The sequence below is a fragment of the Rhizobium leguminosarum genome (genome assembly GCF_001679785.1).
Classification (GTDB): Bacteria; Pseudomonadota; Alphaproteobacteria; order Rhizobiales; family Rhizobiaceae; genus Rhizobium; species Rhizobium leguminosarum_R.
The window spans coordinates 111,653-125,514 of record NZ_CP016292.1; the positions used below are offsets into that span (position 1 = coordinate 111,653).

Below are 13,862 nucleotides of genomic sequence, written 5' to 3' on the forward strand. Positions count from 1 at the left end.
CCAGGGCCTTTGAGCAGGGCGTCGCGTCAGCGACGTATAATTGCGCCCTTGGATCCGCTCCTTCGGAACGGCGGGATCATTCGCCAAATGCTGACGCTTTGGCGAGGTGCAACATTGCACCTTTCCAGCGGGAGAAAATTCGGGGCAAGGTTCGTCTTCATCGGACCATAAGCGACGAGGAAGCGACGCCCATGAAGAAGCCAACCGCCAAAATCCGTGAAGAGATTGCTCGCTTGCAGGAGCAACTCAAGCAGGCAGAAACACGCGATGCCGAGCGCATCGGGCGTATCGCGCTACGTGCGGGGATCGGGGAGATCGGGATAGAGGAGGGTGAACTTCTGTCGGCGTTCGAAGAGGTCGCAGCTCGGTTTCGGGCACAGGCGAAACCCGCTCAGGGACGCAAGCCTGCGACCACGCCGCCGAACAGTGCTGGCGAGGCTGCGGGCCAATCTGCGGAGGCTTGAGCGGATGCAGAAGATGTCGACGGTCGAGGCTCGGAAAAAGGACGCGCGGGAAAAGATCGAGCTTGGTGGCCTGATCGTAAAGGCAGGCCTGCGCTACGAGAAACGCGCGCTGTTGCTCGGGCTACTGATCGATGCCAGCGCGCGGATCAAGGCTGACGAGGCGGAGCGAACACGTCTGAGTGAACTCGGTGCGAAGGCATTCGCCGATGACACCTAAGAGGATCCTTGTCGCTGGTATTCCGGCCGTAGCCATGTTGGCAATCGCATTGACGGTCCCGGGCATCGAACGCTGGCTCTCGGCATTCGGAACGACGGATCAGGCGAAGCTTGTGCTTGGACGGATCGGGCTCGCATTGCCCTATGCACTCGCCGGGGCCTGTGGTGTCATGTTTCTGTTCGGAACCAAGGGATCAATCAACGTCAAGACATCAGGTTGGAGCGTTGCCGCGGGTGGTCTCGTTGTGATCATTGTCGCAGCTCTTCGCGAGGGATCGCGGTTGTTGGCCTTTGCCGGTCGGGTGCCGGCAGACAGGGCGCTTCTATCCTATGCCGACCCGTCGACCATTGCAGGCGCGGCCGTCACGCTCCTCTCGGTGTTCTTCGCTCTGCGCGTTGCCAGAACGGGCAATGCGGCCTTTGCGCGAAGCGAGCCGAGACGCATCCGGGGCAAACGTGCCCTGCACGGAGAAGCTGACTGGATGACGATGCAAGGGTCGGAGAAGCTCTTTCCGGAAACAGGAGGCATCGTCATTGGCGAGCGATATCGTGTCGATCGCGACGATCCCGCCGCCGCGGGGTTTCGAGCCGGTGAGCCGACGACCTGGGGAAGGGGAGGTTCCGCACCGTTGTTGTGCTTCGATGGCTCATTCGGCTCATCGCATGGGATCGTTTTCGCCGGTTCAGGTGGTTACAAGACCACGTCTGTCACGATACCGACTGCGCTGAAATGGGGCGGCTCGCTCGTCGTGCTCGACCCGTCCAACGAAGTGGCGCCGATGGTGATGGAGCACCGGCGCAAAGCGGGCCGGCGCGTAATCGTCCTCGACCCGAAAAACGCCGGCTCCGGCTTCAACGCGCTCGACTGGATCGGTCGCCACGGCGGCACCAAGGAAGAGGACATCGCAGCCGTCGCGTCATGGATCATGAGCGACAGCGGTCGCGCGACCGGCGTCCGCGATGACTTCTTCCGCGCATCCGGTCTGCAGCTACTGACTGCGATGATCGCCGACGTTTGCCTTTCCGGGCATACGGACGCGAAGCACCAGACCTTGCGGCAGGTCCGCGCCAATCTGTCGGAGCCGGAACCAAAGCTTCGCGCACGCTTGCAAGAGATCTACGACAGCTCCGCTTCCGACTTCGTAAAGGAAAATGTCGCCGCGTTCGTCAACATGACGCCGGAAACCTTCTCCGGCGTCTACGCCAATGCGGTCAAGGAGACGCACTGGCTGTCCTATACCAATTATGCCGCACTCGTGTCGGGCTCGACCTTCTCGACCGACGCGCTTGCGGACGGCGAGACCGACGTATTCATCAACATCGACCTGAAGACGCTCGAAACGCATTCCGGTCTGGCGCGCGTGATTATCGGCTCGTTCCTCAACGCGATCTACAATCGCGACGGCGAGGTGAAAGGCAGGGCGCTCTTCCTTCTCGATGAGGTTGCCCGCCTCGGCTACATGCGCATTCTGGAGACCGCGCGCGATGCCGGCCGCAAGTACGGCATCACGCTCACCATGATCTACCAGTCGATCGGCCAGATGCGCGAAAGCTATGGCGGCCGCGACGCGGCAAGCAAGTGGTTCGAGAGTGTCAGCTGGATCTCGTTTGCTGCGATCAACGACCCTGACACCGCCGACTACATCTCGAAGCGCTGCGGGATGACCACGGTCGAGATCGACCAGGTCAGCCGAAGTTTCCAGTCGAAGGGATCGTCGCGAACGCGGTCGAAGCAGCTTGCTGCCAGGCCGCTGATCCAGCCGCATGAAGTGCTGCGCATGCGTGCCGACGAGCAGATCGTGTTCACGGCCGGCAATCCGCCACTTCGGTGCGGCCGAGCGATCTGGTTCCGGCGGGATGATATGAAGGCCTGTGTCGGCACGAACAGGTTTCACAAGATCGGAGGCCCCGCCGGAAGCACATCAGATCGAGCCGACGCGGAGTGCAACGAGCAAGGCTGATCCAGGACAATGAAGAGTATCGGAGAAATCAGCATAGCGGTCGCCCAACGGGCGGGATTTCGGGAATTCTCGTCGTGTAAGGCGTGGGAACAGAGCAGCCGCAGGAGCCTCAACATAGTGGCCCGAAGGGGAGGCGGGATCGACTGCGCCCCGCGCCTCGCACACCGCCTTTTCGGCCCACGGCCGCCTCAGCAGCTGAGGTTGATCATAAACGCAGATGAAACCGAGTCCGACATAAGCTGAGGCGAAACGAAGAGATCGGATATGGCGAAATCGAATGTGGTTCAGTTCAGAAAACCGCCGAAGACCGGAGGTGGTCGCGATGGGCAGCGCCCGCATGGAGGACCGCCAATGTCTGGGCAGTACAGACGGCGTAGACGCTCCGCGGCAATCCTAGCGACCACGATCATTGCTGTCGGCAGCTGGCTTGCCTATGGCGGGGTCGACACGCTCCCCGGCCTCGCCACTCTGGCCAAGATACCAACGACGGATTCATTCGGCCGCATTTTCGATCTGCGGCGATAGCCATCGGGTGAACTGCGTGGTCGATGGCGACACATTCTGGTTCGACAGCCAGAAAATCCGCGTCGCCGATATCGACACGCCTGAACTCAGCCCGCCCCGGTGCGAGGCTGAACGGATAAAGGGGGAGGCCGCGAGAACTCGGCTGCTGGTCCTGCTGAACGCCGGGACGTTCTCGCTGTCAGCCGGGGCTCGCGACGAGGACAAGTATGGTCGCAAGCTTCGAACCGTAACTCGTGCCGGCAATTCGCTGGGGGCTGTTTTGATCCAGGAAGGTCTCGCCCGATCATGGGATGGCGCGCGTCATGGATGGTGCCAGGGCCAGTGAAGACATCATCGCTTTTGTGCACGGGAGAGGGATAGGGGTTGGGGACAGGGAGGAGGGAACCGTCCCCTTTCCCCATGGGTAGAAGTTTGAAGGAGGGGCTCGCCCTTCCTTCCTGGGGTGAGGCTGAGAGGGGAGGCAAAGCCCCCCTTTCGTAGCCGCTCCGGCCGGTCGATCCGGAAGGAAAGGCTCACGCGAAACGCCAAGACCAGAGGCGGCAAGCCACCCCTGGTCTTGAGTTCAATCACCGGGGTCAAAAGGCTCTCTGTCCTCAAGGCCGATGTGCCATCTTTTGTCGGACCACCGGGATGGGAGGTAGATCTCGTCACCGCCGAAGTGAGCAATGATGATCTTGCCAGCCTCGTGGAACAAACCGAAATCAACTTTGCTCTCGATTGCCCAAAGCAGCGCCGCGGACAGAAACTCGCGCGAGATGTCGGCGGGAAGATGCACTTCCGTATCGAAACTTCCGCGCAGAGTTTCAAGCCAATCCGGCTGTTGATGTGCCAGCTTCTGATCTTCAGTGATTTGATGCTTTGTCATCGGGGTCTCCTTTTCGTTTCTGACGAAAGGTGTCCGCACCGTAGTCCGTGAGGGGTCAGGGACCGCGGAACGCGGCCGCCGTGCGGCGAGCGGAGGAACCGATTTTGTTGGTGCCGCTTGCGGTGCCGGGAAAATTGGAGGGGCCGCGATGGCCTTGACGCCGGAACGGCGGGTGCAAAATAGGACGTCAGAGAGAGATAGAACCGCGTCCTGAAAGGACGCGACCGCTTGCCATCTCCGATGGCCATGGGGCCTCCCGGCTGTCTCCGGATAATGAAATTTGGCTCAGCGCCTTGCTGCGAGAGGATCGTAACCCGACTGGGCGGAGACCGCGTGCGGGTTCCGGTCGCAGCGCGATTAGAGCCGTGCGCCATCGGCGCCTCGCCCATGCACCATTCTTCACGAAAATGAATCGGTTGCACTTGTAGGATTCACATATGTCGTTGGACGTACCGATCGCGCGTGGCGATGATACCGGCATGATTTCGCAGCCCTACCAACTCTACATCGAACGGACCGATCCGACGCAGAACATGGCGCGGTACTATGCCATGCAGATCGAGCAGACGATGTTCGGAGAGGCTTGCCTGATCCGGCGTTGGGGACGGATCGGAAGGCGAGGGCAAGAGAAGCAGCAGGTTTTCGAACGGGAGGAGGAAGCGGTTCTGTTGTTCCTCGATCTGTTGAAGCAAAAGCGCGCTCGTGGCTATCGGCCCAAAACGACACGGCGCCATTTGCTGCGCTGATCCCCAGCACCCCCTGGTTTTTCAATCTGCTGAAGAAGGGGCCGCATCGTCCGCCCCTGGCGCTCATTTGCGCCGGTCCCAGTTGGTTTCGAAGGAGCCTCGATCTCCTCGAAAAACGGGACCGCGAGCTCCAGGCCGAACTTCCCTTGCGGAAGAAGTGGCTGATCACTTGCCTTGGCGTCTCGGTCTGGCGGATCCGTCAATGCTGGCGCTACCGACTAAGGCACATCGAGAGCGCTTTTGCCCGAGACTGCGCCGAGGATCCTGATCAGGATCCCCGGATCGAGCGCCGCCGGCACATGCCGCATGTACGGCGATCCCAGTTTCCAGTGTGATACTTGATGATCGGCGCCAGCGAGCCGAGCTCGTCCTCGGTCAACATCGGGCGTGAGCCGGCGGGGAGTGTCGAGGGGTGAAATCCCTGACAGCTTGGTCGGCCGAGCGATCCGACTGACCAAGCTGACGGATGCGGCAAAAGCCCCTTCAGAAGGGAGGCTCCGCCTTGAGCCAACCATTGTTCTCGGCAATGATGACAGCGAGCTCGGAGCGCGCCAGCTCGAGTTCAACCTCGATCTCGCGACGTTCGTCGGGATCGATGCACTCCCTGAGTTCGGCCCACAGTTCCTCGATCTGGATTTCAATGTCGTAGGTCATCGTCTGATCTCCTTGGGTGTGAAAGACGACGACAGCGGCCGGGAGGGGATGGCGGGGTCAGGGATCGCGCAAGCGACCGGCAGGGCCGGGGAGTGGGGGAGCCGATTTTCGGAAGGCGCCACAGGCGGTTGGAGAAAATTGGGGGAACCGCTCATCCTTGAGGCCGGCATGCGCGAGCGGAACACTCCCGGTTTCTGAGCAGCTATCCCTCCCTCCCGTGTGCCACCAATTAAAAGCCGGACCAGGCTCGAAGCCTGATCCGGCTTTAGATACTTGCCGAAGGGAAGACCCCGCCCTTTCGGGCGGGGCCGGAGTTCTTAGTCCCGGTTCGGCCGGGACCAGATCAGCTGGTAGCCGTCTTCGCCTTCGACCTCGGAGAGCGTTGCGTAGATGGGAGCCGGGAAGCTCGGGTCGTCGAGCTTGACCGAGAGATAGTCGCGGTCGGTCTGTTCCGAGCGCTTCTGCCAGGCGGCGCCGAGTTCAACGGCTCCCGCGAAGATGCGGAACTGCGGGCCCTTATCGGAGGGATTTTCGATGCGGGCGATGCGGGCCTTGACGTTGAGGGCGAGGGTGCGGATCGAGCCGGTGAAGCCGTTTTCGGTAGAGGTGAAGGTGCCGATGGTAGCCATTGTCGTATTCCTTTTCGCTGTTTCGGGCCGCTCCATTGCGGCCTCGATGGCAGTCGCAAAGGCCGGGGACGATCGGACCGCACCCGTAGGGCCGAAACATCGTGAAGGGCGGCGTGGAGAGACTTTCTTGTTTCGCGAGGAATGACGGCGACCTGGGGTCCCCACTCGACCTGTCGAGTGGGGTGGGTTCCGGCAGGGGATGAAAGTTTCGGAGCGCCGTTGCGGGAGTACGAGCGAGGCGTAGCCGCTCTCCGGCCAGACATGCCTCATCGAGCCCGCGAATGGAGCCCGTCGTCAAGGGAAAGGGACATGGCAATGGCGGCCCGCACCGGGAAATCCCGGCGAACCGCACCAGCTGGTCAGCAATCAATCCGTATGCGGGCCACCCGGCGCCTTGCTCAAATGCGGCAGGCGTAAAAGGAAACGGTCGGGCTGGCAACGGGAACCGCTGGCGCGGGGCGACCAACTTTAGGCGGGTGCGAAAAACCCCGCCTAACTCTCCTCCACTCTTGCCGAAGCCGGCATCGACAAGAACCTCGGCAGGCATCGATGGAGCTGCGAGCGCGTAGGAAGACCGTCGGCCGCAAATCCCGAACGATTCGGTTTTTGTCCTCGTCACCATAGCGCTCGGCAACGCGCATCGATGTCGCTGGTGGACCTTAGAATTATACAACCTTTAACCGTAAAATCTGCTATTAAATCCTAGGGTAGTTTTCAATTCATTGGTCTGATAATTTTCGTTGGTCCGCCTTACCAATCCAACAAGGCGCAACAGTGGAGATCGTCATGACCGATAATTCCAAGACTCCTCCCGCCAAGAAGACAATCCAAGACCCCCCCGAATACGCAGCTGTCAATAAGTTGAAGGGCCACGAGGACCAAGCCGGCTATCAACACAACGGGCAGTCCGCCGTAACGCCCAGCGAAGCCGCTCCTTCCAACTGGTCTGGCAGGGGAAAGCCTCCCGAGCCAGTACCTCAAGATCTTCGGGGCCAGCTTAAATGGAATGAGCAGCGTCCCGGCGAGACCGATGATTGGTTGGGCGGGCCGCAAAACGGAGCCGAAGCGCCTGGCTCCAAGGAGAGTGGTCCGACAGGCTCGGGGAAAGCGCGGGGCTAACGGGCAAGAAACCCCCAAACCGGCGAACGAATTGCAAGAAACCCCCAAACGGGAGAGTAGCAGCCGATACTGCTGCGACTTCGCGGTGTCCGACGCGGGCGCCGGTGCGAGCGCGGTTACAGGCATCGATTATTCTCACGTCAACTGGGATTGACGGATCGGGGCTGGGTTAGTCCCCGATCCGTAGCACCATTGTTCCCCCGAGAACGTGGTAAGTCGATGCGGCCCGGTCTTTGCGGCATGCCCGCCCGCAAGTTATCAACTTGACGGATCGTCGGGTGAAGGCCCCGGATCAAACTAGCAAGATCATCGGCATATCGGGCAATTGATTATCCAAGGGCACCGATCGGGCTATGGCGCACCGCCCTGGCAGTCACCCAGAACTGATCATATGCATCAATCTTGAGCTGAGCAGATTCTCCGTCCACCCGCACTATCGAGGCGGGAGACCGGTCTGCCAGAGCGTTTAGAGACTGAGTAACCGTGTAGACGGTCTTTTCATCACCGACGATGAGGCGATCATGCAGTGATTTTGGTGCCGCCAACCGCGCATGTGCGGGCCGTTTGGAACCGTACTGTTGTCGGAACCGTGCAAGAGCTGGTTCGAACGTCGGCTTTACGGACTTCTCGTCAGTCAACAGTTCTATCTCGATTCCCTCATTCGCAAGGATAGCGAAGTCAGTCAGCGCCCTTGAATCCATATATGGATCAACGATTCTCACTCGCTGCGTTGCCTGAACGAGAACACGGCCTTGCCGATCTCACGGTGATCGACGTTCGCAGGTGTAAAATAACGACACCTTTCCACAAGACATACGCTCCATCGCCAGCGGGCAACAACCCGACCAACTTCCCTCTACGACGAAGGTTCCTCACGCTTGTTTTCAGCCATCCTGAGGTCCAGTGCCTGTCGCAACTGGCACGCTGACAGGTCTATGTTCGCACTCAAAAGATCAACCGCGGCAGCGTATGCGGCTTGCGCGCAATCCCCATCTGCGTCGATGGCATTCGCGCCGCACCAGTCGGCTATGACCTTCGCGAGCATCTCTATGTGCCGCTCGGAGAGTTCCGGAAGATTTAGGAGGTTTAGAGACATTTTCGTGGCTCCGCCTAAGGCAGGAGCACGTCTGATCTCCCGATCGGCCTCGCCCTGCTAAGATCGCCGAATGAAGTATTTTACGCTCCATACGGGGCGATGGTATGACGGTCCGCAAGGGCCGAGTTCTACGGATAGTGGTTGATATGCCTACCTTGTTCATTATCGTTTTTGTTTTGCCGTACATCGTCGGTTTCCTCGCGCTTGCGTTCTGGCGACAGGGGTGGACGCTTACGGCGGCAACCGTCGCAATGATTGTTGTCTATTTCTTCTCCATAGGATCAGGGGATGGCCCTGGCGCGTTCGCGGCGGATGCCCTTCCAGTTGTCCTCGCGGTTGGAATTGCAGCCGGGCTAGTAACCAGCGTCATTGCCATGACGTCGAACTATCAACCGGCCTACATTGTGGCAGTAATGTTCCCTCTCGGATATATAGCTGGTCATATCGTAATCAGGTACTTCTGAACCTTCAGCGCTATCGCTACTGTCTGGAAAGGCCACGTGGGAGCGGAACATCGCGCCATTCGGGGTTAGCCCGCACGAGCGTTGGCCCTATGCCCGTTACCGCCGTGCAGGGCGTTCGACAATACCTTCCAGTTCTAGTAAGGCCCCATCGCCAATGCTTCGGTCTCGCCGGTGGGCCCTCGGGGTGGGTTCGGACGAACGTACATCATTTATTACTTCGCACCTGCGGTAATTGTCATACGATTCAAAGTGCTAAATAATAACAAAAATCAGTTGCTTACTCAAAGTTTCTCGACTACGTTTTTTTACAAGAAGAGTTCCGAAATATCCGCCCTTGCCGGCGATACTCAGCGGTCGTTTGACCTCGCGTGAGGAGGATGATGACGTTGTTTGTCCGACTTCGTTTCTTCGGGATGCAGCGATTGCGTGATCTCGTCTCGATCCGATACCGACCTGCGACGACAAGCTGACGCGTCGTAAACCCTTTGTTCCACTATTCTAAGATGGTGCCCCCCGTGTGGCGCGCCCGAGGTTTGTTATGCAAAAGCAAGCTGTCGTATTTAACGGGCAGGAAGTCGGGATCGCCGTCCCTGTCGAAAACCGCCTCAAATTCATCGCTGTCCGTTTCAATGTCATCGACCTGGATAACAGGCTCTTCGACACAGTTATCGAAATCCGGAGGGCGATTACAGAGCATCTGGCCTCCAGCGGTCGTGCGATCATCTCGCACTGAATGGCAGGAGATATTCTTCAACGTTACGGCACAACTGGGATTGCAGGCTCACTTATGAAACCCTGCAAAGCTGCCGCGTTTCAACTTGTGGGGAGATGAGAAATGTTAGTCACGAGCGTCCAAGAAACTGAATGGGCCGTGCTCTCGCTGTCCGTTCAATCTTGGTTTAGGCACTACAAGGCCAAACCGGACGACAAGACATCGGAAATAATCTGCAGCGCGGCAATCGACCTTTTCAATCGCGGCCATCGTACCCAGGAGGAACTCACCAGTATATTAATCGCGCGGTTTCCCCTGATCGCGCCTGCGCCCGCTGCCCTCCATTAATCGATCCGCCGCACTGGGAACATCTCGAATCCCACCGCACACGAAATCCGATACGAGGCAGCGAGGAAGCCTAATAGGGACAGGATGTCGCTTCTCCGATTGGGGGGTTACGTCACGCACCTTGTTCGTATTTCGGCGGTCGCCTCAGCTTTTGACCGAGACGACCTGGGGATAATCGCATCGAATGGCATCGGGCATGGAAGAACGTGTTCCCGATCGAATGACAGGAAGTTCGTCTGGTCGCAATGGATGGCGAGTTTCACATTGCCGACCTAAAAAGGAAAACGGTAACGTAGCCGAGCTTCAACACTCGGCGATCACTACCCAGTGCCATTCCGTTGATGCCGTAATCTGCCGCATTCGTCGCGGCAGCTCCGCCAAGGAGTAGCGCGGAAATGGCAATGACTAGATTGGTTTTCATGATATCCCCGATGTGCCCGTTGAGGCGAAATCAGTCGCGTCGGAGGCGCGCCCGAACAGCGAGTCGAACCGCTCGGCACTTGAAGGATTAGGTACTGGAGTACCGGACGCGCCGCAATGTGTTTGTTGCGGGTACCATCAGAACACCGCTCTGATGCCCTTTGTCAATGCTTTGGGCACGAGGAAGCCACCTCCCTCCCGTGTGCCACCAATTAAAAGCCGGACCAGGCTCGAAGCCTGATCCGGCTTTAGATACTTGCCGAAGGGAAGACCCCGCCCTTTCGGGCGGGGCCGGAGTTCTTAGTCCCGGTTCGGCCGGGACCAGATCAGCTGGTAGCCGTCTTCGCCTTCGACCTCGGAGAGCGTTGCGTAGATGGGAGCCGGGAAGCTCGGGTCGTCGAGCTTGACCGAGAGATAGTCGCGGTCGGTCTGTTCCGAGCGCTTCTGCCAGGCGGCGCCGAGTTCAACGGCTCCCGCGAAGATGCGGAACTGCGGGCCCTTATCGGAGGGATTTTCGATGCGGGCGATGCGGGCCTTGACGTTGAGGGCGAGGGTGCGGATCGAGCCGGTGAAGCCGTTTTCGGTAGAGGTGAAGGTGCCGATGGTAGCCATTGTCGTATTCCTTTTCGCTGTTTCGGGCCGCTCCATTGCGGCCTCGATGGCAGTCGCAAAGGCCGGGGACGATCGGACCGCACCCGTAGGGCCGAAACATCGTGAAGGGCGGCGTGGAGAGACTTTCTTGTTTCGCGAGGAATGACGGCGACCTGGGGTCCCCACTCGACCTGTCGAGTGGGGTGGGTTCCGGCAGGGGATGAAAGTTTCGGAGCGCCGTTGCGGGAGTACGAGCGAGGCGTAGCCGCTCTCCGGCCAGACATGCCTCATCGAGCCCGCGAATGGAGCCTGTCGTCAAGGGAAAGGGATATGGCAATGGCGGGCCCGCACCGGGGAATCGAGGTGAACTGCCACAGCTGGTCAGCAATCTGACATAGCTACGACAACGATATGCACATTCTTCGCATGACGTCCGATCAAGGTCCGCTTGCGAGACGAACTTGCCGCGATAGAGTTGCCCCGCGAATCATCGCCTGGAGGATTTATGGCAAAGCAGACGAAACCGTTTATCGTCGAAATCAAGCAGTCCCGGAAGCTGAAGCCTTCCGCTCCTAAGCCGTCGATCTGGGGAAGGTTAGACTTGAGCACTACGGAAGATCTGGCTCCCGCTGACCCGTTGACAGAGCCGGCCAGCACCGAGAGCGGCGACCGACCGTAAGCCTACCTGAAGCGTTCAAGCACTCAAGCAGCGTCCCGAAAGTTGGCCGCCTCCGGCTGTAGCCCGTGAAGGAAGACCGTTGCGCGCTGCGCATGGGCAGCCGCCTGGAAGATCGCCCGCTTGTCGTCGGCCAGCACCTTCAACCAGGACTGAAGGTACGACGCGTGATCAGGCCGCGGCTCGAGTTCAGGGGCTATCCCGAGGTCCGCGCAAAGGAAACAACTGCCAAGCTCGGCAATCAGCTCTTCGCGGGCACGTTCGCTCCTGTCTTTGGCATAACGTGACAGGTCTCGGCCGACGCGGTTCTCGGCGGCAGTCCAGTGCGTCGCCTCGTGGCTGAGCGTAGCATAATAGCTCGCCGCATCCTTAAACGTCTCGAAGGGCGGCATCTGGATGAGATCAGGACCTGGCGCATAGAATGCCTGATTGCCACCATGGAGGATCACCGCGCCGGTATTCCGGAAGAACCGGTCCGCCTGCTCGATACGCTCAACATGGTCCTGGGCTGGCGCCGGCCGGTAATAATAGTGGTCGGGCAGACCATCGATCTGTTCGACGTTGAACACGGAATAGGCCTTCAGGAAGGGAATTTCCCGATCGACCTCACCACCTTTTCCGTCCGCTTCGGATTTGGTGAACCGGCTCGCGAACACGATCGTCGATCCGGTCTCGCCCTTTCGAACGGCGGCCTCGAGTTCCAACGCCTGCTTGAACGTCATCCACATCGACGAAGCAAAGCCACGCGACATCTGCTCTGACCAGAGCAGGAGAACGTTCATGCCCGAATAGGGCTGGCCGTTGTGGCGGAGCGGGCGGGTGATCCGGCCATCCGTATTCGCCGCATTCCAGGGCTTCATCCAGGGGCGGACCCCGCTTGCGAGGTCCTCGAGGATCCGATCGGTAACGCGGGAATAGATGTCGGTGCGCTGGCTTTCGACCTTCTTGCTCATTTCTCATCTCCGCTATTCGGAGCCGCGCCAATCGCGGCCCCGTCGCGCAGGCCAAGGTCAGGAGCCATGAGCCGACGGCTTGCACCGGAACGGCCGAAACGAAGTGGAGGACGGCGAAGCCGTTGCCTGACGTGGGCGGCTCCTGCAGGTCCGACGCACGAGACGGGCCGCAACGGCCCGATCAAATTCCTATTTCCGCTTTCCCTCCATCGAGAGCCGGCATGAAAAAAGGCCGCCCCAAAGAGACGGCCTCTAACGATAAGGGGGGCGGGCCCCGCCGCATGGTGTCAGTCGAAAGCGGACATCTGGGCCGCGGCCGCCTTGCGATCCACAGAATGTCCGGGGTTTTCGACTGGGCGATCGAACGGCTTCCAGCTCTCACCGACGATATGCTTGTAGGCGGCGACGGCACCTTCGGCTGCCATCCGTAACGCGTGAGCCTGGATGCCCATGTCGGCGGCGAATTCCCGCTTGCGGTGGGCGGCGCTATCGTAGCCGACGGGACCGTCGAGGTCTTCGTCGCGGGCATCGTTTGCCGCCTTGGCCGTGGCATCGCGTGCCTGGGTGACGGCATTGCTGTAGAATTGGCCGGCGCCGTGGGCGGAGCCGACATAGGCGCCGACGATGCGCTGCAGGTGGATCTGCATGGCCCGGTCACCGAGGCCTTCGCTGAGAGCATCCGCGGTCTCGGTGATGAGCCGTTCGTGGAGGTCGCGGATCCCCTCGCTGTCGATGACGGCGGTCCCGAAGCTTTCGGCGATCTTGATCGCCTGGGCGCTGTCTGGGCAGGTGAGGCGGACCATTTCGACGGTGGCGCCCTTGCGGAGCTGGACGACCCGGGCGGTCTGGCGAGTGGTTACGGGCTTGGCCATGTCTCTTCCTTTCGAGCCGAAGTGGTTCCGGCCCCGTGCCGGCTTGCCCTTCGGTGCGGTCGACCCGAACCGGCGGAAGACGGGCGCTTCAAGGTCCGGGCGTGCCAGGCCAAGCGGAGCCGATCTGCGAGCCAGCAGGGCAACCGCCCTGCGAGGCCGAGCGGAACTGCTCCGCGCAGGACGGCGGGTTCCGGCCGCCCCGCGGCGCGATAGCGGCCTTGAAGTGGACGGCCGCTGGCTCAGACCGCAGCAAAACCGAAGGACAAACCGTCACGGTGCCATCACCGGACACGACAAGGATATGGCTCCAGCCCGTTCTACTCCTCGCTTTTGCCGATGCCCACATGCGAGACCGCTGCGTTCCCGTCGGACTGGCTCCGCAATACTGCCTTCGGCAACCGGTAGGATTGAAGCCATGTGGGACCATGGGTGTTACGGAGACCGCGCAAGATCCCGCCATCGTCATAAGGCGGTCCACCCCCCATCTAGACATCGCTGAGGATGCTCTTCCAGCGTCGTCCATGCCTGGCGGCATACGCTTGTAGTGCAGC

The 13,862-nt window shown here is 60.2% G+C and carries 14 protein-coding genes and 1 pseudogene; 7 read left to right on the top strand and 8 right to left on the bottom strand.

Features of this window, described 5'->3' with window-relative positions:
- Positions 1–191: 191 nt before the first annotated feature.
- From traC to BA011_RS43800, 4 genes and pseudogenes are all read left to right on the top strand, one after another.
- Positions 192–464 (top strand): conjugal transfer protein TraC, encoded by a 273-nt coding sequence (traC, locus tag BA011_RS38870; RefSeq protein ID WP_065284727.1) that lies wholly within the window; start codon positions 192–194, stop codon positions 462–464.
- A gap of 4 nt (positions 465–468) precedes the next feature.
- The gene (gene traD, locus BA011_RS38875; protein ID WP_065284728.1) at positions 469–681 is read left to right on the top strand and encodes a type IV conjugative transfer system coupling protein TraD; all 213 of its coding nucleotides are present in this window, start codon (positions 469–471) and stop codon (positions 679–681) included.
- On the top strand, positions 671–2,641 hold the full coding sequence (gene traG / locus BA011_RS38880) for a Ti-type conjugative transfer system protein TraG (RefSeq protein WP_065284729.1): 1,971 nt from the start codon (positions 671–673) through the stop codon (positions 2,639–2,641). Before traD ends, traG begins: the two co-directional genes overlap by 11 nt.
- A gap of 351 nt (positions 2,642–2,992) precedes the next feature.
- Positions 2,993–3,491, top strand: a pseudogene (locus tag BA011_RS43800) (thermonuclease family protein).
- Positions 3,492–3,728: 237 nt separating this feature from the next.
- Here BA011_RS43800 and BA011_RS38895 read toward each other — a convergent pair.
- A complete protein-coding gene (locus BA011_RS38895) occupies positions 3,729–4,031 on the bottom strand; it encodes a hypothetical protein (RefSeq protein ID WP_065284731.1) in 303 nt (100 codons plus the stop codon).
- A gap of 437 nt (positions 4,032–4,468) precedes the next feature.
- On the opposite strand from BA011_RS38895, the gene BA011_RS38900 reads away from it, so the two are divergent.
- Positions 4,469–4,777 (top strand): WGR domain-containing protein, encoded by a 309-nt coding sequence (locus tag BA011_RS38900; protein ID WP_065284732.1) that lies wholly within the window; start codon positions 4,469–4,471, stop codon positions 4,775–4,777.
- A 483-nt stretch (positions 4,778–5,260) separates the two neighbouring features.
- Here the strand turns inward: BA011_RS38900 and BA011_RS44765 are convergent, their stop codons facing one another.
- The 3 genes from BA011_RS44765 to BA011_RS38915 form a co-directional block, all read right to left on the bottom strand.
- Positions 5,261–5,431, bottom strand: coding sequence for a hypothetical protein (locus BA011_RS44765; RefSeq protein WP_167379002.1), 171 nt, complete (start codon positions 5,429–5,431; stop codon positions 5,261–5,263).
- Between the two features lie 317 nt (positions 5,432–5,748).
- Positions 5,749–6,060, bottom strand: a complete 312-nt coding sequence (locus BA011_RS38905; protein WP_011654735.1) for a DUF736 domain-containing protein — start codon at positions 6,058–6,060, stop codon at positions 5,749–5,751.
- Positions 6,061–7,508: 1,448 nt separating this feature from the next.
- Positions 7,509–7,901: a hypothetical protein gene (locus tag BA011_RS38915; RefSeq protein WP_151343791.1), complete on the bottom strand. Its 393-nt coding sequence runs from the start codon at positions 7,899–7,901 to the stop codon at positions 7,509–7,511.
- Between the two features lie 520 nt (positions 7,902–8,421).
- Between BA011_RS38915 and BA011_RS38925 the strand changes: the two genes are divergently transcribed.
- Positions 8,422–8,739 carry a hypothetical protein gene (locus tag BA011_RS38925; RefSeq protein WP_065284811.1) on the top strand — a complete coding sequence of 106 codons (318 nt, stop codon included), beginning with the start codon at positions 8,422–8,424 and terminating at the stop codon, positions 8,737–8,739.
- A gap of 538 nt (positions 8,740–9,277) precedes the next feature.
- Complete coding sequence (locus BA011_RS38930) at positions 9,278–9,472, top strand: hypothetical protein (RefSeq protein ID WP_064710028.1); 195 nt, start codon at positions 9,278–9,280, stop codon at positions 9,470–9,472.
- A gap of 586 nt (positions 9,473–10,058) precedes the next feature.
- Here BA011_RS38930 and BA011_RS44770 read toward each other — a convergent pair.
- From BA011_RS44770 to BA011_RS38950, 4 genes are all read right to left on the bottom strand, one after another.
- Positions 10,059–10,220: a hypothetical protein gene (locus tag BA011_RS44770; RefSeq protein WP_186806652.1), complete on the bottom strand. Its 162-nt coding sequence runs from the start codon at positions 10,218–10,220 to the stop codon at positions 10,059–10,061.
- Between the two features lie 299 nt (positions 10,221–10,519).
- Positions 10,520–10,831 (bottom strand): DUF736 domain-containing protein, encoded by a 312-nt coding sequence (locus BA011_RS38940; protein ID WP_011654735.1) that lies wholly within the window; start codon positions 10,829–10,831, stop codon positions 10,520–10,522.
- Positions 10,832–11,512: 681 nt separating this feature from the next.
- Entirely contained in the window at positions 11,513–12,439 is a 927-nt protein-coding gene (locus BA011_RS38945; protein ID WP_065284737.1) for an ArdC family protein, read from the bottom strand.
- A 287-nt stretch (positions 12,440–12,726) separates the two neighbouring features.
- A complete protein-coding gene (locus tag BA011_RS38950) occupies positions 12,727–13,311 on the bottom strand; it encodes a hypothetical protein (RefSeq protein ID WP_011654732.1) in 585 nt (194 codons plus the stop codon).
- Positions 13,312–13,862: the final 551 nt, after the last annotated feature.

Excerpts from the sequence above, each read along its gene's own strand:
- traC (WP_065284727.1), top strand. The coding sequence starts at position 192 with ATGAAGAAGCCAACCGCCAAAATCCGTGAAGAGATTGCTCGCTTGCAG.
- traD (WP_065284728.1), top strand. The coding sequence starts at position 469 with ATGCAGAAGATGTCGACGGTCGAGGCTCGGAAAAAGGACGCGCGGGAA.
- traG (WP_065284729.1), top strand. The coding sequence starts at position 671 with ATGACACCTAAGAGGATCCTTGTCGCTGGTATTCCGGCCGTAGCCATG.
- BA011_RS38895 (WP_065284731.1), bottom strand. The coding sequence starts at position 4,031 with ATGACAAAGCATCAAATCACTGAAGATCAGAAGCTGGCACATCAACAG.
- BA011_RS38900 (WP_065284732.1), top strand. The coding sequence starts at position 4,469 with ATGTCGTTGGACGTACCGATCGCGCGTGGCGATGATACCGGCATGATT.
- BA011_RS44765 (WP_167379002.1), bottom strand. The coding sequence starts at position 5,431 with ATGACCTACGACATTGAAATCCAGATCGAGGAACTGTGGGCCGAACTC.
- BA011_RS38905 (WP_011654735.1), bottom strand. The coding sequence starts at position 6,060 with ATGGCTACCATCGGCACCTTCACCTCTACCGAAAACGGCTTCACCGGC.
- BA011_RS38925 (WP_065284811.1), top strand. The coding sequence starts at position 8,422 with ATGCCTACCTTGTTCATTATCGTTTTTGTTTTGCCGTACATCGTCGGT.
- BA011_RS38930 (WP_064710028.1), top strand. The coding sequence starts at position 9,278 with ATGCAAAAGCAAGCTGTCGTATTTAACGGGCAGGAAGTCGGGATCGCC.
- BA011_RS44770 (WP_186806652.1), bottom strand. The coding sequence starts at position 10,220 with ATGAAAACCAATCTAGTCATTGCCATTTCCGCGCTACTCCTTGGCGGA.
- BA011_RS38940 (WP_011654735.1), bottom strand. The coding sequence starts at position 10,831 with ATGGCTACCATCGGCACCTTCACCTCTACCGAAAACGGCTTCACCGGC.
- BA011_RS38945 (WP_065284737.1), bottom strand. The coding sequence starts at position 12,439 with ATGAGCAAGAAGGTCGAAAGCCAGCGCACCGACATCTATTCCCGCGTT.
- BA011_RS38950 (WP_011654732.1), bottom strand. The coding sequence starts at position 13,311 with ATGGCCAAGCCCGTAACCACTCGCCAGACCGCCCGGGTCGTCCAGCTC.